Below are 18,622 nucleotides of genomic sequence, written 5' to 3' on the forward strand. Positions count from 1 at the left end.
ACTGTGGATTAATCTCCAGCTAGCGGAACCAGAAGAACGTCCACTTGGCTGGTATGAATCACGCTTTTCGCTGAACAGGATGCGCGCGAAAAAAAACTGTGGTTATGGTTGCCGTAAATGACCAGATCAACGGCGTGTTTGCGGCATACATCCAGGATATGTTCATTCAGAGCCCCATAGGTAATAAAGGTATGTTCAATGGGGTATTCTGCTTCTTTGCTAAGTTTGTCGATAAAATCCTGAGTCTCTTCTTGCATCACTTCACGCAGGTCTTCCAGCATGGGGGCAGCAAACTGGTTATACAGTTCGGGGTCTGAGACCAGCGTAATCAGGCTAATTCGGGCGTTGACAGGGCGAGCGATAGAAACCGCCTTGTCTAACAACTGCTGACTTTCAGGGGTGGCGGCAACAGCAACAAGAATGTGCGAATAGCTCATAACTCGCTCCTTTTTTTCAAGAATTATGAGAGGGCTTTTCAGCTTTACTCAGCTTACCCCATACTGCAACGTTTCCCGCCTCGATAGTGTGAATGTCATCATGATTATTCATTAATTATTCTTATAAATAGAATAATCGATTCATATTAGTTGCAGATATGTTCAGGTTACTTAAGTGAAACCCACCGCTAATGAAAACAATGTGTTAATAAAAATTAAACATATATTAACATTTGCAAGGTCGTCACATCGCGGTATTAATTAATCACTCTAAATATTTAACTTATTGTTTCTAAAGAATTTAATTAAAAAAGTTTTTTGAGTTAAATATGTGATCCAGCTCGCTATTTCACGGCGTGATATTAACGGATGTGAACAAAATACTATTCGGTTTTATTGCAAGAATATTCGTACATCAGGAATTGAAATAGATGATTGCGGATTAAAAAATAAGCAAAGTAAAAGCTGCGCTGATGGATTTATGTTAAGTGTTTGGCTGGTTTATGTGATCTTGATCACATATTCTTTAAATTCGCGGCATACCTCCGTTGTATGTGTAACTGACGGCGGGTAGAGTTGCGTCGAATTAGGAAAAATCTTAGACATTTGTAAGAATTGATGTGAGCTTGTAAGGGACGCTGCCTTCTTAAAAGGGAATGTTTAGACAACGCGTAAGTGTCGTCACGCTGCTATGTATTTGACCTTTTGCTTTTTTTTACCGGGCCTTCCCGGCGACATCACGGGGTGCGGTTTTACCGCATGAAAACAATGTTGGTTATTATGGATGCAAATAATGCATACATCCGAGTTGCTGAAACACATCTATGACATCAATTTGTCATATTTATTGCTTGCACAGCGTTTGATCGTTCAGGACAAAGCATCTGCGATGTTTCGCCTTGGTATCAGCGAGGAAATGGCGGACACGTTGGCAACATTAACACTTCCTCAAATGGTCAAACTGGCCGAAACAAACCAACTGGTATGTCATTTCCGTTTCGACGATCACCAGACTGTTACTCGCCTGACGCAAGACTCCCGCGTTGACGATCTTCAGCAAATTCATACCGGTATCATGCTTTCAACACGCCTGTTAAGCGACATCGATGATGCAGCACGTAAGAAAAGGGCTTGATGATGAGCGAAAAAAGCATTGTTCAGGAAGCGCGTGATATCCAGTTAGCAATGGAATTAATCACATTGGGCGCCCGTTTGCAAATGCTGGAAAGCGAAACGCAATTAAGCCGTGGTCGATTAATCAAGCTGTACAAAGAATTACGCGGTAGTCCTCCGCCAAAAGGGATGCTCCCGTTTTCCACCGACTGGTTTATGACGTGGGAACAAAATATTCATGCGTCGATGTTTTGCAATGCATGGCAATTCCTGCTCAAAACGGGTCTCTGTAGCGGCGTGGATGCCGTGATCAAGGCGTATCGGTTATATCTTGAGCAGTGTCCGCAGCCTGAAGAAGGGCCATTGTTGGCGTTAACCCGCGCGTGGACGCTGGTGCGATTTGTCGACAGCGGATTGCTGGAGTTGTCCCAATGCAATTGCTGCGGTGGGAATTTTATCACCCACGCACATCAACCCGCAGGCAGCTTTGCCTGTAGTTTATGCCAACCGCCATCACGGGCCGTAAAAAGACGTAAACTTTCCCAGAATGCTGCCGATATTATTCCACAACTGCTGGATGAACAGATCGAACAGGCTGTTTAACTGATACGGTGTGGATGAACACTCCAGCAGCGGTAAGCGATTACCGCTGCTTTTTTTTGTCCTGACCTTACGTTAATTGCCCGACTGCGCATCCTGTCATAGTCAATTGCGAAAGGATGATGTCGTGCTTATCTTATTAGGTTACCTGGTTGTTATTGGTACAGTTTTCGGCGGTTACATGATGACCGGCGGACACCTTGGGGCACTCTATCAACCGGCTGAGCTGGTGATTATCGGTGGTGCGGGTATTGGGGCATTCATCGTCGGCAATAACGGGAAAGCCATCAAAGGGACGATGAAAGCGATCCCGTTGCTTTTCCGTCGTTCGAAATACACCAAAGCGATGTATATGGATCTGCTGGCGCTCTTGTATCGCCTGATGGCTAAGTCACGTCAACAGGGCATGTTCTCGCTTGAGCGCGACATCGAAAACCCAAAAGAAAGTGAAATCTTCGCCAGCTATCCGCGCATTCTTGCGGATGCGGTAATGCTTGATTTTATTGTCGATTATCTGCGCCTGATCATCAGTGGCAACATGAATACGTTTGAAATTGAAGCGCTGATGGACGAAGAAATTGAGACTCATGAGAGTGAGGCTGAAGTCCCGGCGAATAGTCTGGCGATGGTCGGCGACTCACTACCGGCATTCGGGATCGTCGCGGCCGTTATGGGTGTTGTGCATGCGCTGGCTTCTGCCGATCGCCCGGCAGCAGAGCTGGGTGCGTTGATTGCGCATGCGATGGTGGGAACATTCCTCGGTATTTTGCTGGCCTATGGATTTATTTCTCCGCTTGCCAGCGTTCTGCGCCAGAAAAGCGCTGAAACAACCAAAATGATGCAGTGCGTGAAGATAACGCTGCTCTCCAATCTGAATGGTTACGCGCCGCCGATTGCCGTTGAATTTGGTCGTAAGACACTGTACTCCAGCGAACGTCCTTCGTTTATCGAACTGGAAGAACATGTTCGTGCGGTGAGAAATCCAACTGCGCAACAGACGACCGAGGACGCATGAAAAATCAGGCCCATCCCATTATCGTTGTAAAGCGACGCAAACATAAGAATCACGGTGGTGGGGCGCATGGCTCGTGGAAAATCGCCTACGCCGATTTTATGACCGCAATGATGGCCTTCTTTCTGGTGATGTGGCTCATTTCTATTTCCAGCCCTAAAGAATTGATCCAGATTGCCGAATATTTCCGTACACCGCTGGCCACCGCAGTGACCGGGGGAAATCGTATTTCGAATAGCCAAAGCCCGATTCCAGGCGGCGGGGATGATTACACCCAGCAGCAGGGCGAGGTGAACAAGCAGCCGAATATTGATGACCTGAGAAAACGTATGGAACAGAGCCGCTTGAGCAAACTTCGCGGCGATCTCGATCAACTGATTGAATCCGATCCCAAACTGCGAGCGCTGCGTCCGCATTTAAAGATTGATTTAGTTCAGGAAGGGCTGCGGATACAGATTATCGACAGCCAGAATCGACCGATGTTTAAGACCGGTAGCGCTGAAGTTGAGCCGTACATGCGCGATATCCTGCGCGCGATTGCTCCAGTGCTCAACGGGATCCCTAACCGGATCAGCCTTTCCGGTCACACGGATGATTACCCTTACGCGAATGGTGAGAAAGGGTACAGCAACTGGGAATTGTCTGCCGATCGCGCAAATGCATCGCGTCGCGAGCTGGTTAGCGGCGGTCTGGATGATGGAAAAGTATTACGTGTGGTAGGTATGGCCGCCACGATGCGTCTGAGCGATCGCGGTCCTGAAGACGCTATCAACCGCCGTATTAGCCTGCTGGTTCTCAATAAGCAGGCAGAAGAGGCCATTTTGCATGAAAACGCTGAAAGCCAGAATGAGCCGGTAAGTGTCTTACAACGGCCAGCGGAACTCCCGCCGGTAAGCGTTCCCACATCGCCACCAGCCAATCCGAGGTGATAGCGTGAGCATGGATATTAGCGATTTTTATCAGACATTTTTTGATGAAGCTGACGAACTGTTGGCTGATATGGAGCAACACCTGCTTGATTTGGTTCCTGAAGCCCCGGATTCCGAACAGCTGAATGCCATTTTTCGTGCAGCGCACTCGATTAAAGGCGGGGCGGGCACCTTCGGCTTTACCATTTTGCAGGAAACGACCCATCTGATGGAAAACCTGCTGGATGAAGCGCGGCGTGGCGAGATGCAGCTCAATGCCGACATTATCAACCTGTTTTTGGAAACGAAAGATATTATGCAGGAACAGCTCGACGCCTATAAAAGCTCAGTGGAGCCTGATGCCGACAGTTTTGAGTACATCTGCCAGGCGTTACGGCAGTTAGCGCTCGAAGCGAAAGGTGAAACCGCACCGGCAGTTGTTAACTCAGCAAAACTTAGCGTTGTTGACAGCGCCACGATGCAGGAAGAGGCGGTTGCAAAGCCTGAACCCGCCAGTGAAGAGATCAAGAAACGCATTACTCTCTCGCGCCTGAAACCCAGTGAAGTCGATCTGCTGGAAGAGGAATTGGGGAATCTGGCGACCTTAACCGATGTGGTAAAAGGAAGCGACACGTTATCAGCAACGCTTGATGGCAACCTCGCAGAAGATGACATCATCGCGGTGCTTTGCTTTGTCATTGAAGCTGACCAAATTGAATTCGAAACCGTCAGCGCAGCGCCTGTGGCAGTTGAAGCTGAAGAGGTGGCTGTTGTCACTGAACCGCAGCCGGTTGCTGTGGCACCTGCGGTGAAAGCTACCGCCAGTGAAGCACCACATAGCCGCGCGGAACGTGAAAAACCCGCCCGCGCCAGCGAGTCGACCAGTATCCGCGTAGCGGTAGAAAAGGTTGATCAGCTTATTAACCTGGTTGGCGAGTTGGTGATCACCCAGTCGATGCTGGCCCAGCGCTCTAACGAACTGGATCCTGTCAATCATGGCGATCTCATCACCAGTATGGGTCAGTTACAACGTAACGCCCGAGATTTGCAAGAGTCGGTGATGTCGATTCGTATGATGCCAATGGAGTACGTGTTCAGCCGTTTCCCTCGTCTGGTGCGCGATCTGGCCGGTAAGCTGGGTAAACAGGTCGAGCTGACGCAGGTAGGTAGTTCAACCGAACTCGATAAGAGCCTGATTGAACGCATCATCGATCCGTTGACGCACCTGGTGCGTAACAGCCTCGACCATGGTATCGAATTGCCGGAAAAACGCCTTGAATCTGGCAAAAGCCCAATCGGCAATCTGACGCTTTCCGCGGAGCATCAGGGCGGGAATATTTGTATTGAAGTGACCGATGATGGCGCTGGCCTGAACCGCGAACGTATCCTGGCTAAAGCTGTCTCTCAGGGCATGCCGATCCACGAAAACATGAGCGATGACGAAGTGGGTATGCTGATCTTCGCGCCAGGCTTTTCGACCGCCGAACAGGTGACGGATGTTTCCGGACGCGGCGTGGGTATGGATGTGGTGAAGCGAAATATCCAGGAGATGGGCGGCCATGTCGAGATCCAGTCTAAACAGGGACAGGGGACCACTATTCGCATTCTGCTGCCGCTGACGCTGGCGATCCTCGACGGGATGTCCGTGCGTGTGGCCGATGAGGTCTTCATTCTGCCACTGAATGCCGTTATGGAATCGCTGCAACCGCGCGAAGAAGATCTCCATCCGCTGGCCGGAGGAGAGCGCGTTCTGGAAGTGCGTGGCGAATATTTACCACTGGTTGAGTTGTGGAAAGTCTTTGAGGTTGAAGGTGCTAAAACTGAAGCGACTCAGGGCATAGTGGTCATTTTACAAAGTGCAGGGCGTCGCTATGCGCTGCTGGTCGATCAGTTAATTGGCCAACACCAGGTGGTGGTCAAAAACCTGGAAAGCAACTACCGCAAAGTGCCAGGTATTTCTGCTGCAACGATCCTCGGCGACGGCAGCGTCGCGCTGATTGTCGATGTCTCTGCATTGCAGGGGTTAAACCGCGAACAACGTGTGGCGATCACAGCCGCCTGATTGAGTGAGAAGGGAATTATATGACCGGTATGAGTAATGTAACTAAACTGGCCGGCGAACCGTCAGGTCAGGAATTCCTCGTGTTTACGCTGGGGGATGAAGAGTACGGTATCGATATCCTGAAAGTGCAGGAAATCCGTGGTTATGATCAGGTGACGCGCATCGCTAACACGCCTGCGTTTATCAAAGGCGTCACAAACCTGCGTGGTGTGATTGTGCCTATCGTCGACCTGCGCGTGAAATTTAGCCAGAGCGATGTGGATTACAACGAAAACACAGTGGTGATTGTGCTGAATCTGGGTCAGCGGGTGGTTGGAATTGTGGTAGATGGCGTCTCGGATGTGCTGTCGCTGACAACGGATCAAATCCGTCCGGCACCGGAGTTTGCGGTCACGCTGTCGACGGAATATTTGACGGGATTGGGTGCGCTGGGTGACCGGATGCTGATTCTGGTCAACATTGAGAAGCTGCTGAACAGCGAAGAAATGGCGCTGCTGGATATTGCCGCTTCCCACGTCGCATAATCGCCATAACTCATCCGGCCTACAATGATTGCTGTTGCAGGCCGGATTAGCGTAGCGCATCCGGCAGATTTCCCTCTTACGCTTCCCGCTCAACCAGCTCCGGTTCTTCTTCCAGTAAACCTTCATCCTGCGCCAGCATCGCCGTTGCAATCCCGTTACCTAATACGTTGATTGCTGAACGTCCCATATCCAGGAAGTGGTCAATTCCCATCAGCAACAGGATCCCGGCGACCGGAATGTTAAAGCTCGGGATGGTTGCAGCCAGCACTACCAGTGCTGAACGCGGCACACCGGCAATCCCTTTGGACGCCAGCATCAGCGTCAGCATCAGGACGGTGATTTCTGCGAAGGAGAGGTGAATATTATAGGCCTGCGCGATAAACATGGAGGCAAATGAACAATAGACCATGGAACCGACCAGGTTAAACGAATAACCGATAGGCAGCACGAATGACACGATGTTGGGTGAGCAGCCAAATTTAGTTAATTGCTCCAGCGTTTTCGGATAAGCAGCTTCGGAACTGCTGGTGGTGAAGGCGACCAGAACCGGGTCTTTCAGCATGCTCACCAGGCGGAATACCTCTTTTTTTAGCATCACATAACCCACAGCCAGCAGAACCAGGCAGGTCAGCAAAATAGCCACATAGTAGCCGCCGATGAACGAGGCATAGTTGAGCAGAATCCCCAAACCCTGGGTAGAGATAACAGAGGAGATGGCGGCAAAAATTGCCAGCGGCGCAACGTACATCACGTAGCCGGTCACTTTGAGCATAATATGGGAAACCACATCCAGCGCCGCAACCAGCGGGGCGTTGAATTTCTCACCAAGGGATGCGCCGCCAATACCGAAGAACATTGAGAACACCACAATTTGCAGGATCTCATTGTTAGCCATCGCTTCGGCGATGCTGGTTGGAATGGTATGTGTCAGAAAACCTTTCAGGCTCATGCCGCCCACTGCCAGGCCGGTGTCGGTGGTTTCCAGCGGGATCGCCAGGTTCAGCCCGCTGCCGGGTTGCTCAAGGGAAACCACAAACAGACCGACCAGGATAGACAGTATAGAAGAGCTGATAAACCAGATCATCGCTTTACCGCCCACGCGACCGATGGTGGACGTTTCTCCCAGGCGCATAATACCAACGGTCAGGGTGCTGAATACTAAAGGCGCGATCACCATTTTAATCAGGCGTAAAAAGATGTCGGTAAGAAGCGTAATGTTATCGGCCCAGGCGGTCACGACGCTGGGGGAGGCATAAGAGTGGATCACCGCACCCGACAGGATCCCCGCCAGCATGAAGATCACGATAAACAACGTGAGTTTGTTTGCATTTGCCACTAAAAAGCCCTCAGTAAGGATTTAACATTTATTGATCGGTTACTCATTTTTTATACTTATTAAGTGGTAACGATGTATTCATCATATAAATTGGATTAAAGCGTAAACGGATACAACTTTTTTTAATTTTTTATCCATTTTGTTGTGGTATTTACGATGCGTATGTGTGATCTCAATCACATAAAAATGCGTATTTCGGCCATTCTGACCGTGCTCACCGATGAAAATAAATGTTATTTACATGATAATTATGGTGTTTTTATGTGAATGATTTGTGGTTGCTGCGCACCCGTTTTATCTTCCCCTCGCCAGGCTTCACATCCCTTCAGGATTTCCTTTTCGCAAACGTAAAGTTATCTCAGCGAGTGCCGATAACGTTGATAACTCGTTTTCAGGAAGGTGCCTTATGTTTAACCGTATCCGCGTTGTCACAATGCTGATGATGGTGCTGGGGGTTTTCGCACTGCTACAGCTTGTTTCCGGTGGTCTGTTGTTTTCTTCATTGCAGCAGAATCAGCAAAGTTTTGTTATTTCTAACGATCTTCGACAGCAGCAAAGTGAACTTACCTCAACATGGGATCTGATGCTGCAGACACGAATCAATTTAAGCCGTTCTTCTGCGCGCATGATGATGGATGCGTCTAACCAGCAAAGCAGCGCCAAAAACGATCTGCTGAAGAATGCGAAAGCATCGCTGGCGCAGGCTGAAACGCATTACGTAAAATTTAAAAACATCACACCGTTGCCGGAAATGGCAGAAGCCAGCGGCAACGTTGAGGAAAAATATCAGCAGTACCATGCGGCCCTGGCAGAACTGGTTCAGTTTCTGGAAAGCGGAAATATGGACGCCTACTTCGCGCAGCCCACGCAGGGAATGCAAAACGCGCTCGGCGAGGCGCTGGGCAAGTACGCCAGCGTTAGCGAAAAGCTTTACGTCCAGGCATTTGATCAAAGCGCACGGGATTACCATTTCGCCCAATGGCAGCTTGGCGTGCTGGCCGTGGTGCTGGTGCTGATTCTGGTGGTGGTCTGGTATGGCATCCGTCATACCCTGCTTAATCCTCTGTCCCGTGTCATTGCCCATATCCGGGAAATCGCCAGCGGTAACCTGACCGCAACTCTCGCCGTTAGTGGCCGTAACGAAATCGGCGAGCTGGCCAGTACGGTTGATCATATGCAGCGCTCGCTGACGGAAACCGTCACTCTGGTGCGTGAAGGCTCTGATGCGATTTATTCCGGTACCAGCGAAATTGCCAGCGGAAACACTGACCTTTCATCTCGTACGGAACAGCAGGCGTCTGCACTGGAAGAGACCGCTGCCAGCATGGAACAGCTGACCGCAACCGTGAAGCAAAACGCGGACAACGCGCGTCAGGCCTCGCAACTGGCGAAAAGCGCGTCCGATACCGCGCAGCATGGCGGCAAAGTGGTTGATAGCGTGGTGAACACCATGCACGAAATCGCCGATAGCTCGAAGAAAATCGCCGACATCATCAGCGTCATTGATGGCATTGCCTTTCAGACCAACATTCTCGCACTGAACGCGGCAGTTGAAGCAGCACGCGCCGGTGAGCAAGGCCGCGGCTTTGCCGTGGTGGCGGGTGAAGTGCGTAATCTGGCAAGTCGCAGTGCGCAGGCGGCGAAAGAGATCAAAGCATTAATTGAGGATTCCGTTTCCCGGGTTGATACCGGTTCCGTACTGGTAGAAAGCGCCGGCGAAACAATGAACGACATCGTCAATGCCGTGACGCGGGTGACCGACATTATGGGCGAGATTGCCTCGGCATCTGATGAGCAAAGCCGGGGGATTGATCAGGTTGCGCTCGCGGTCTCTGAAATGGATCGCGTTACGCAGCAGAACGCCTCTTTGGTACAGGAGTCAGCTGCCGCAGCGGCCGCTCTTGAAGAACAGGCCAGTCGCTTAACGCAGTCGGTATCGACTTTCCGTCTTGCGTCACGTCCGGCCTCGACAAAACCACGCGATACACGATTACCAGCAGCCCCGAGCGCATCCTATCCGCGCCAGAGCATTGAACAAGATACGAATTGGGAAACATTTTGACTGATAGTTAAACCGCGGCCAGTGCCGCCCGATGGGAGCGTTGATGTTTAATCGTATTCGAATTTCGACCACGCTGTTTTTGATTTTAATCCTCTGCGGTGTTTTGCAGATTGGCAGTAATGGCTTGTCCTTCTGGGCATTTCGGGACGGTTTTCAGAACCTGAATCAGGTCGAACGGAGTAATCAGCAACGCGCTGCGCTGGCCCAAACCCGCGCTGTGTTATTACAGGCCAGTACGGCCCTTAATAAGGCAGGGACGCTGACCGCCCTGAGCTATCCGCCAGAGGACATCAAAACGCTGATGACCCTCGCGCGCGATAGCCTGGCGCAGTCTGAGTTGATGTTTAAACGCTTTATGGCGACGTCGGATTCGACGGAGCAAGGGAAGGCGCTGTTTGGCGCAACGGAGAATAGTTTCAGCCAGTGGCACAGCGCTCTCGCGCATCAGGCCACCTGGCTTGAAAATAATCAGTTGTCAGATTTTCTGACCGCGCCGGTGCAGGCGGCTCAGGATGCTTTTGATGCGAATGTGAATGCCTGGCAGAGCAACATCGACAGCGTGTTACAAACGGCAGGCGATCAGAGCCAGCGAAATTACCATATGTCGGGGGTGATTTTCGCCACCATGGTGGTACTGGCGGCACTGCTCACCAGCGGTGCGCTGTTCTGGTCGCGCAAGATGATCGTTCAGCCGCTGGCGATTATTGGCAGCCATTTCGACAGTATTGCCGCGGGGAACCTGGCACGACCGATAGCGGTTTATGGGCGCAATGAGATCTCGGCCATTTTTGCCAGCCTGCAGAAGATGCAAAAGGCGTTACGCGAAACGGTAAGTGACGTTCGTCAGGGCAGCTCTGCCATGCATAGCGGTATTTCAGAAATTGCGATGGGCAATAACGATTTATCTTCGCGAACCGAACAGCAGGCGGCCGCGTTGGCGCAAACGGCGGCCAGCATGGAGCAACTGACCGCCACCGTCGGCCAGAACGCTGATAATGCGCGCCAGGCGTCAGGAATCGCCAAAAGTGCGGCAGACACAGCGCATAAAGGTGGCGAGCAGACGTCCCGGGTCGCCAGCACCATGCATGAGATTTCTGCCAGCTCGCAGAAAATCGGCGACATCATCGGCGTGATTGACAGCATTGCCTTCCAGACCAACATCCTGGCGTTGAATGCCGCGGTAGAGGCCGCCAGGGCGGGGGAGCAAGGGCGTGGTTTTGCCGTCGTCGCTGGTGAGGTGCGCAATCTGGCAAGCCGTAGCGCACAGGCGGCGAAAGAAATTAAGGGACTGATTGAGGAATCTGTCACCCGGGTGCATCAGGGCTCGCAGCTGGTGGATATGGCGTCGCGCACTATGACGGAAATAGTCAGTTCGGTGACCCGGGTTAACGACATCATGGGCGAAATTGCCTCGGCATCCGATGAACAGCGCAGAGGCATTGAGCAGGTGGCGCAGGCCGTCAGCCAGATGGACTCCGTGACGCAGCAAAACGCCGGTCTGGTGGAAGAAGCCGCATCCGCCGCCGGACAACTTGCCACGCAGGCCGATCATCTTTCTGCTTGTGTCGCATTTTTTAAACTTGAAGAGCAAACCGTAGCAAAACAAGAGTTGGCGCAGCCTCAGGTTGCGCCCGTTGTATCCTGAATGTGATTGAGAAGGCGCTATGACATCATCTCTGCCCTCCGGGCAAACGTCATTATTGTTACAGATGACACAGCGCCTCGCGCTGTCTGACGCGCATTTTCGTCGGATATGTCAATTAATCTACCAGCGTGCGGGGATCGTACTGGCCGACCATAAGCGGGACATGGTTTATAACCGCCTGGTTCGTCGACTGCGTACCCTGGGGCTGGATGACTTTGGTCGCTATCTCAGCATGCTGGAAGCTAACCAGAACAGTGCTGAGTGGCAGGCTTTTATTAACTCCCTGACTACCAACCTGACCGCGTTTTTTCGCGAAGGGCATCATTTTCCGGTGCTGTCAGATCACGCTCGTCGGCGCAGCGGTGAATACCGCGTCTGGAGCGCGGCGGCGTCAACCGGAGAAGAACCCTACAGCATTGCGATTACGCTTGCCGATACCTTAGGTATGGCACCGGGCCGCTGGCGCGTTTTTGCCAGCGACATTGATACCGAAGTGCTGGAAAAGGCCAGAAACGGCATTTACCGCCTCGATGAGCTAAAGACGCTGTCACCCCAGCAGTTGCAGCGTTATTTCATGCGCGGCACCGGGCCGCATGAAGGACTGGTACGCGTTAGGCAGGAACTGGCAGGTCATGTTGAATTTTCCAGCGTGAACTTACTGGATAAGCAGTACAACGTGCCTGGCCCTTTTGATGCCATATTTTGTCGTAACGTGATGATCTATTTCGATAAAACGACACAACAGGACATTTTGCACCGTTTTGTTCCACTTCTTAAACCTGACGGGCTGCTGTTTGCAGGTCATTCAGAAAACTTTAGCAACCTTGTGCGCGAGTTTAGCCTGCGTGGACAGACCGTGTATGCGCATGCGCCAGGTAAGGATAAAGCATGAGTAAAATCAGGGTGTTGTCGGTAGATGATTCTGCATTGATGCGTCAAATCATGACCGAAATTATTAACAGCCACAGTGATATGGAAATGGTGGCGACGGCGCCGGATCCGTTGGTCGCCCGGGATTTAATCAAAAAATACAATCCCGACGTCCTGACGCTGGACGTGGAAATGCCGCGCATGGACGGCCTCGACTTCCTGGAGAAGTTGATGCGCCTGCGTCCAATGCCTGTGGTGATGGTTTCTTCACTGACCGGCAAAGGTTCAGAGGTCACGCTGCGGGCCTTGGAACTGGGGGCGATTGATTTTGTCACCAAACCGCAACTGGGGATCCGCGAAGGGATGCTGGCGTATAGCGAGATGATTGCTGAAAAGATCCGCACCGCATCGCGCGCAAAACTGGCGGCCCATAAGCCCATGGCGGCACCGACGACCTTGAAAGCAGGGCCGTTACTCAGTTCGGAAAAGCTGCTGGTGATTGGGGCGTCAACCGGAGGAACAGAGGCAATTCGCCATGTACTCCAGCCATTGCCACTTTCAAGCCCCGGTATTCTTATTACCCAGCATATGCCGCCGGGGTTTACCCGTTCATTTGCCGAACGTCTGAACAAACTGTGCCAGATAACCGTGAAAGAGGCAGAAGACGGAGAGCGCGTACTCCCGGGGCATGCGTATATCGCGCCGGGCGACAAGCATATGGAACTGGCGCGCAGTGGCGCGAACTATCAAATCAAAATTCATGACGGTCCGCCGGTTAATCGGCATCGGCCCTCAGTGGATGTGCTGTTCCATTCGGTGGCGAAACATGCGGGGCGCAATGCCGTCGGGGTGATCCTGACCGGTATGGGCAACGATGGCGCAGCCGGAATGTTAGCGATGAATCAGGCGGGAGCCTGGACCATTGCGCAAAACGAAGCAAGTTGTGTGGTGTTCGGCATGCCGCGCGAGGCCATCAATATGGGTGGCGTAAGCGAAGTGGTCGATCTTAGCCAGGTGAGCCAGCAAATGCTGGTGAAAATTAGTGCCGGACAGGCAATACGTATTTGAATCAGGAGTTTATTTTTATGGCGGATAAAGAGCTTAAGTTTTTGGTTGTGGATGACTTTTCCACCATGCGTCGCATCGTGCGTAACCTGCTTAAAGAGCTGGGATTCAACAATGTTGAAGAGGCTGAAGACGGCGTGGATGCGCTGAACAAGCTGCAGGCTGGGGGATTCGGTTTTGTTATTTCTGACTGGAACATGCCGAACATGGATGGACTGGAACTGCTGAAAACCATCCGTGCCGATGGCGGGATGGCTTCTCTGCCGGTGCTGATGGTCACGGCAGAAGCGAAAAAAGAGAACATCATTGCGGCAGCACAGGCAGGTGCCAGTGGCTATGTCGTGAAACCGTTCACGGCGGCGACGCTGGAAGAAAAACTGAATAAAATCTTTGAGAAACTGGGCATGTGAGGGTGTGATGATGATGCAACCACAAATTAAACCTGCTGACGAACACTCTGCAGGGGACATCATCGCGCGCATCGGCAGTTTGACCCGAATGCTGCGCGACAGCCTGCGTGAACTGGGGCTGGATCAGGCCATTGCCGAAGCGGCAGAAGCGATTCCTGATGCCCGCGATCGTCTCGATTATGTTGTACAGATGACCGCGCAGGCGGCAGAGCGCGCGCTAAACAGCGTAGAAGCTTCGCAGCCGCATCAGGACGCGATGGAAAAAGGGGCCAAAGACCTGACTAAACGCTGGGATGAATGGTTCGAAAATCCGATCGAACTGTCCGATGCTCGTGAACTGGTCACCGATACCCGTCAGTTCCTTGGTGATGTGCCTGGACATACCAGCTTTACCAATGCCCAGTTGCTGGACATCATGATGGCGCAGGATTTCCAGGATCTCACCGGTCAGGTCATCAAGCGCATGATGGATGTTATCCAGGAAATTGAACGTCAGCTGCTGATGGTTCTGTTGGAAAACATTCCGGAACAGGGCGCACGTCCAAAACGTGAAAACGAAAGCTTGCTTAACGGTCCGCAGGTTGACGCCTCGAAAGCCGGCGTAGTAGCAAGTCAGGATCAGGTTGACGACCTGCTGGATAGCCTCGGGTTCTGATGCGTATTTGCCGGATGTGAGGCGTGGGCCTCTCATCCGGCTTACGCGCAATTCTGCTTAAAGCCATAAATCCCGTCTTTTTTACCGCTTACTCTTCCCATTGCTGGATAGCTGTTCTGGCATCATTCTCGCCTATATCTCTATCCAGGGTCTGATGCGTGGCAGAAGAAAGCGACGACGACAAAACAGAAGCCCCCACACCCCACCGACTTGAAAAAGCGCGGGAAGAAGGGCAGATCCCCCGATCCAAGGAGCTGACCTCACTGCTTATTTTGCTGGTGGGTGTGTGCATTATCTGGATTGGTGGGGAGTCGCTTGCCCGCAGGCTGGCTGGCATGCTGTCGGCCGGATTACGTTTTGACCACAGTATGGTCAACGACCCGAATCTGATCCTCAGCCAAATCATCCTGCTGATTAAAGACGCGATGATTGCGCTGTTGCCGTTGATTACCGGCGTCGTTCTGGTGGCTTTAATTTCCCCGGTGATGCTTGGCGGCTTGATTTTCAGCGGTAAATCCCTGCAACCCAAATTCTCTAAGCTGAATCCGCTGCCGGGCATTAAGCGCATGTTTTCCGCGCAAACCGGCGCAGAACTGCTCAAAGCGATACTGAAGTCCACGTTAGTGGGAAGCGTGGCCGGATTTTATCTCTGGCATAACTGGCCGGCGATGATGCGTCTGATGGCGGAGTCTCCGATTACGGCGATGGGCAATGCCCTGGATTTAGTCGGTATGTGTGCACTACTGGTGGTGCTTGGCGTTATTCCGATGGTGGGGTTCGACGTCTTTTTCCAGATCTATAGCCATGTGAAAAAACTGCGTATGTCGCGTCAGGATATCCGCGATGAATTTAAGCAAAGCGAAGGTGACCCGCACGTTAAAGGCAAAATTCGTCAAATGCAGCGCGCGGCCGCTCAGCGTCGCATGATGGCGGATGTGCCGAAAGCAGACGTTATTGTCACTAACCCTACGCACTACTCAGTGGCGTTGAAGTATGACGAGAACAAAATGAGTGCGCCGAAAGTTGTTGCGAAAGGGGCCGGGCTGGTTGCGTTGCGCATTCGTGAAATTGGCGCAGAGCACCGTGTCCCGACATTAGAAGCGCCGCCACTGGCGCGTGCACTCTATCGCCATGCTGAGATTGGTCAGCAAATACCGGGGCAATTATACGCCGCCGTTGCTGAAGTACTGGCATGGGTATGGCAGCTAAAACGCTGGCGTCTGGCTGGCGGCAAGCGTCCACCACAACCTGAAAACCTTCCGGTGCCAGAAGCACTGGATTTTATGAACGAGAAGAATACTGATGGCTAATCTGGTCGCGATGCTGCGTCTGCCCAGCAACCTGAAATCCACGCAATGGCAAATCCTTGCCGGACCGATCCTCATCCTGCTGATTCTGTCGATGATGGTGCTGCCGCTGCCGGCTTTCGTCCTCGATTTGCTGTTCACATTTAACATTGCGCTGTCGATCATGGTGCTGCTGGTGGCGATGTTCACCCAGCGTACACTGGAGTTTGCCGCATTCCCGACGATTTTGCTGTTTACCACATTATTACGTCTGGCGCTGAACGTCGCGTCTACCCGTATCATTTTGATGGAAGGACACACTGGCGCGGCGGCGGCGGGGAAGGTGGTTGAAGCCTTCGGCCACTTCCTGGTGGGCGGTAACTTTGCGATCGGCATCGTGGTCTTCGTGATTCTCGTCATCATTAACTTTATGGTAATCACCAAAGGTGCGGGGCGTATCGCCGAGGTTGGCGCGCGCTTCGTGCTGGATGGTATGCCCGGCAAGCAGATGGCGATTGATGCGGATTTGAATGCCGGTCTGATTGGCGAAGATGAAGCTAAAAAACGACGCTCGGAAGTGACCCAGGAAGCGGATTTTTACGGCTCAATGGACGGTGCGAGTAAATTCGTCCGTGGAGATGCCATCGCCGGTATTTTGATCATGGTGATCAACGTGGTCGGCGGTCTGTTAGTTGGGGTGTTGCAGCATGGTATGAGCATGGGCAGCGCTGCGGAAAGTTATACCCTGTTGACCATCGGTGACGGGCTGGTGGCACAAATTCCTGCGCTGGTTATCTCTACCGCGGCGGGTGTTATCGTGACCCGCGTGAGTACCGACCAGGACGTAGGCGAACAGATGGTGACCCAACTGTTCAGTAACCCCAGCGTCATGTTGCTCAGTGCGGCGGTACTTGGGCTTTTGGGTCTGGTTCCGGGCATGCCTAACCTGGTGTTTCTGATGTTTACTGCCGCATTGTTGGCTCTGGCATGGTGGATGCGCGGTCGTGAGCAAAAAGCGCCAGATGAACCGCAGCCGGTGAAAATGCCGGAAAACAACTCCGTGGTGGAAGCCACATGGAACGACGTGCAGCTGGAAGATTCGCTGGGCATGGAGGTTGGTTACCGCCTGATCCCAATGGTGGATTTTCAGCAGGATGGCGAGTTACTGGGGCGAATTCGCAGTATTCGTAAGAAATTTGCCCAGGATATGGGCTTCCTGCCGCCGGTGGTACATATTCGAGACAATATGGATCTGCAGCCTGCCCGCTATCGAATTTTGATGAAAGGGGTAGAAATTGGCAGCGGTGACGCCTATCCGGGACGCTGGCTGGCCATTAACCCGGGTACTGCCGCCGGGTCGCTGCCGGGTGAGAAAACGGTCGATCCGGCGTTCGGACTGGACGCTATCTGGATTGAAAGCGCATTGAAGGAACAGGCGCAGATTCAGGGCTTTACGGTGGTTGAAGCCAGTACTGTTGTCGCTACGCATCTAAACCACCTGATTGGGCAGTTCGCCGCTGAGCTGTTTGGCCGTCAGGAAGCGCAGCAGTTACTGGATCGAGTGTCGCAGGAGATGCCAAAGCTGACGGAAGATCTGGTGCCGGGCGTTGTGACGCTCACCACGCTGCATAAAGTGCTGCAGAACTTGCTGGACGAGAAAGTACCGATTCGCGATATGCGCACCATTCTTGAAACGCTGGCGGAACATGCGCCGCTGCAAAACGATCCGCATGAGCTTACCGCGGTCGTCCGTGTTGCGTTAGGACGCGCCATCACTCAGCAGTGGTTCCCGGGTAATGAAGAGGTTCAGGTTATCGGTCTTGATACTCCGCTCGAGCGTTTGCTGCTGCAAGCGCTGCAGGGGGGCGGCGGCCTGGAGCCTGGGCTTGCAGACCGACTGCTGGCCCAGACTCAGGAAGCGCTGTCCCGGCAGGAAATGTTGGGCGCGCCGCCGGTCTTGCTGGTTAATCACGCGTTACGTCCGTTACTGGCGCGGTTTTTACGCCGCAGCATCCCGCAGTTGGTGGTGTTATCGAATATGGAGCTTTCCGATAACCGCCATATCCGCATGACGGCGACCATTGGAGGTAAATAATGCGTAAGTTACTGTGGTTGTTGTTTTTTCCTCTGGTGGCGCAGGCCGCCGGAGAAGGGGCCTGGCAGGCAAGTGGCATGGGGATCACCTTAAATCACCGTGGCCAGTCAGCCTCGTCTGATCCTTTGGTTCCCAGCCAGCCGGTCTCAGGCTTGATGACGCAGGTGGCCTGGCGCTATGAGCTGAATGGCCCAACGCCCGCAGGTTTGCGGGTGCGTTTATGTTCTCAGTCCCGTTGTGTCGAACTGGACGGGCAAAGTGGGACCACCAACGGGTTCAATAACGTTCCGGCCATTGAACCGATGCATTTTGTCTGGGAGGTCCCCGGCGGTGGTCGCCTGATCCCCGCGTTACGCATTCAGAGCAATCAGGTGATTGTGAACTACCGTTAACACCCTCCGTCATTCAGACCAGCAGTTGAAACTGCTGGTTGTTTCAACATTCCAGTCTCTCATTCAATTAAATAGAAACGCCGTTTTATAAAATAAGTGACGTACGTTGCCGGACTCTTTGTATTCTTGCCATTTCACGAATCCTTCTGG

17 protein-coding genes are annotated in these 18,622 nt (G+C 52.4%); 15 read left to right on the top strand and 2 right to left on the bottom strand.

The features are described 5' to 3' along the window. Window positions 1-8: 8 nt before the first annotated feature. Window positions 9-437, bottom strand: a complete 429-nt coding sequence (gene uspC, locus OGY17_RS09605; RefSeq protein ID WP_008785072.1) for a universal stress protein UspC — start codon at window positions 435-437, stop codon at window positions 9-11. Window positions 438-1,230: 793 nt separating this feature from the next. Here uspC and flhD point away from each other — a divergent pair. The 6 genes from flhD to cheW all read left to right on the top strand — a co-directional run bounded on the left by flhD (window position 1,231) and on the right by cheW (window position 6,656). Then, the gene (flhD, locus tag OGY17_RS09610) at window positions 1,231-1,572 is read left to right on the top strand and encodes a flagellar transcriptional regulator FlhD (RefSeq protein WP_003034622.1); all 342 of its coding nucleotides are present in this window, start codon (window positions 1,231-1,233) and stop codon (window positions 1,570-1,572) included. Further along, a complete protein-coding gene (flhC, locus tag OGY17_RS09615) occupies window positions 1,569-2,153 on the top strand; it encodes a flagellar transcriptional regulator FlhC (RefSeq protein WP_008785071.1) in 585 nt (194 codons plus the stop codon). The genes flhD and flhC overlap by 4 nt, the downstream gene beginning before the upstream one ends. A 124-nt stretch (window positions 2,154-2,277) precedes the next feature. After that, window positions 2,278-3,165, top strand: a complete 888-nt coding sequence (gene motA / locus OGY17_RS09620; protein WP_003034628.1) for a flagellar motor stator protein MotA — start codon at window positions 2,278-2,280, stop codon at window positions 3,163-3,165. Beyond that, on the top strand, window positions 3,162-4,091 hold the full coding sequence (gene motB / locus OGY17_RS09625) for a flagellar motor protein MotB (protein ID WP_003034631.1): 930 nt from the start codon (window positions 3,162-3,164) through the stop codon (window positions 4,089-4,091). The genes motA and motB overlap by 4 nt, the downstream gene beginning before the upstream one ends. A gap of 4 nt (window positions 4,092-4,095) precedes the next feature. Further along, on the top strand, window positions 4,096-6,132 hold the full coding sequence (gene cheA / locus OGY17_RS09630) for a chemotaxis protein CheA (protein ID WP_032943801.1): 2,037 nt from the start codon (window positions 4,096-4,098) through the stop codon (window positions 6,130-6,132). Between the two features lie 20 nt (window positions 6,133-6,152). Then, window positions 6,153-6,656 carry a chemotaxis protein CheW gene (gene cheW, locus OGY17_RS09635; protein WP_003034638.1) on the top strand — a complete coding sequence of 168 codons (504 nt, stop codon included), beginning with the start codon at window positions 6,153-6,155 and terminating at the stop codon, window positions 6,654-6,656. Window positions 6,657-6,732: 76 nt separating this feature from the next. Here the strand turns inward: cheW and OGY17_RS09640 are convergent, their stop codons facing one another. Next, window positions 6,733-7,992 (bottom strand): dicarboxylate/amino acid:cation symporter, encoded by a 1,260-nt coding sequence (locus OGY17_RS09640; protein WP_220394790.1) that lies wholly within the window; start codon window positions 7,990-7,992, stop codon window positions 6,733-6,735. A 406-nt stretch (window positions 7,993-8,398) separates the two neighbouring features. Here OGY17_RS09640 and tar point away from each other — a divergent pair, with 406 nt between their 5' ends. The 9 genes from tar (at window position 8,399) to flhE (ending at window position 18,472) form a co-directional block, all read left to right on the top strand. Further along, complete coding sequence (tar, locus tag OGY17_RS09645; RefSeq protein WP_286607099.1) at window positions 8,399-10,054, top strand: methyl-accepting chemotaxis protein II; 1,656 nt, start codon at window positions 8,399-8,401, stop codon at window positions 10,052-10,054. A gap of 43 nt (window positions 10,055-10,097) precedes the next feature. After that, window positions 10,098-11,699: a methyl-accepting chemotaxis protein IV gene (gene tap / locus OGY17_RS09650; RefSeq protein WP_032943797.1), complete on the top strand. Its 1,602-nt coding sequence runs from the start codon at window positions 10,098-10,100 to the stop codon at window positions 11,697-11,699. Between the two features lie 19 nt (window positions 11,700-11,718). Further along, window positions 11,719-12,591 carry a protein-glutamate O-methyltransferase CheR gene (gene cheR / locus OGY17_RS09655; protein WP_032943796.1) on the top strand — a complete coding sequence of 291 codons (873 nt, stop codon included), beginning with the start codon at window positions 11,719-11,721 and terminating at the stop codon, window positions 12,589-12,591. Continuing rightward, the gene (locus tag OGY17_RS09660; protein ID WP_003833872.1) at window positions 12,588-13,637 is read left to right on the top strand and encodes a protein-glutamate methylesterase/protein-glutamine glutaminase; all 1,050 of its coding nucleotides are present in this window, start codon (window positions 12,588-12,590) and stop codon (window positions 13,635-13,637) included. The genes cheR and OGY17_RS09660 overlap by 4 nt, the downstream gene beginning before the upstream one ends. 17 nt (window positions 13,638-13,654) lie before the next feature. Beyond that, a complete protein-coding gene (gene cheY, locus OGY17_RS09665; protein WP_003034656.1) occupies window positions 13,655-14,044 on the top strand; it encodes a chemotaxis response regulator CheY in 390 nt (129 codons plus the stop codon). A gap of 10 nt (window positions 14,045-14,054) precedes the next feature. Next, window positions 14,055-14,699 (top strand): protein phosphatase CheZ, encoded by a 645-nt coding sequence (cheZ, locus tag OGY17_RS09670; protein WP_003034659.1) that lies wholly within the window; start codon window positions 14,055-14,057, stop codon window positions 14,697-14,699. Window positions 14,700-14,857: 158 nt separating this feature from the next. Next, on the top strand, window positions 14,858-16,009 hold the full coding sequence (gene flhB, locus OGY17_RS09675; RefSeq protein WP_003833866.1) for a flagellar biosynthesis protein FlhB: 1,152 nt from the start codon (window positions 14,858-14,860) through the stop codon (window positions 16,007-16,009). Beyond that, window positions 16,002-18,080 (top strand): flagellar biosynthesis protein FlhA, encoded by a 2,079-nt coding sequence (flhA, locus tag OGY17_RS09680; RefSeq protein ID WP_003833865.1) that lies wholly within the window; start codon window positions 16,002-16,004, stop codon window positions 18,078-18,080. Before flhB ends, flhA begins: the two co-directional genes overlap by 8 nt. After that, window positions 18,080-18,472 carry a flagellar protein FlhE gene (gene flhE, locus OGY17_RS09685; RefSeq protein WP_286607101.1) on the top strand — a complete coding sequence of 131 codons (393 nt, stop codon included), beginning with the start codon at window positions 18,080-18,082 and terminating at the stop codon, window positions 18,470-18,472. Before flhA ends, flhE begins: the two co-directional genes overlap by 1 nt. Window positions 18,473-18,622 lie beyond the last annotated feature (150 nt).

This window comes from Citrobacter sp. Cpo126 (assembly GCF_030332445.1).
GTDB classification, from domain to species: Bacteria; Pseudomonadota; Gammaproteobacteria; order Enterobacterales; family Enterobacteriaceae; genus Citrobacter; species Citrobacter portucalensis.

Coding starts and splice junctions, on each gene's coding strand:
- motB (WP_003034631.1), top strand. CDS start 3,162: ATGAAAAATCAGGCCCATCCCATTATCGTTGTAAAGCGACGCAAACAT.
- tar (WP_286607099.1), top strand. CDS start 8,399: ATGTTTAACCGTATCCGCGTTGTCACAATGCTGATGATGGTGCTGGGG.
- cheW (WP_003034638.1), top strand. CDS start 6,153: ATGACCGGTATGAGTAATGTAACTAAACTGGCCGGCGAACCGTCAGGT.
- cheR (WP_032943796.1), top strand. CDS start 11,719: ATGACATCATCTCTGCCCTCCGGGCAAACGTCATTATTGTTACAGATG.
- OGY17_RS09660 (WP_003833872.1), top strand. CDS start 12,588: ATGAGTAAAATCAGGGTGTTGTCGGTAGATGATTCTGCATTGATGCGT.
- uspC (WP_008785072.1), bottom strand. CDS start 437: ATGAGCTATTCGCACATTCTTGTTGCTGTTGCCGCCACCCCTGAAAGT.
- flhD (WP_003034622.1), top strand. CDS start 1,231: ATGCATACATCCGAGTTGCTGAAACACATCTATGACATCAATTTGTCA.
- flhE (WP_286607101.1), top strand. CDS start 18,080: ATGCGTAAGTTACTGTGGTTGTTGTTTTTTCCTCTGGTGGCGCAGGCC.
- cheY (WP_003034656.1), top strand. CDS start 13,655: ATGGCGGATAAAGAGCTTAAGTTTTTGGTTGTGGATGACTTTTCCACC.
- cheZ (WP_003034659.1), top strand. CDS start 14,055: ATGATGCAACCACAAATTAAACCTGCTGACGAACACTCTGCAGGGGAC.
- tap (WP_032943797.1), top strand. CDS start 10,098: ATGTTTAATCGTATTCGAATTTCGACCACGCTGTTTTTGATTTTAATC.
- flhA (WP_003833865.1), top strand. CDS start 16,002: ATGGCTAATCTGGTCGCGATGCTGCGTCTGCCCAGCAACCTGAAATCC.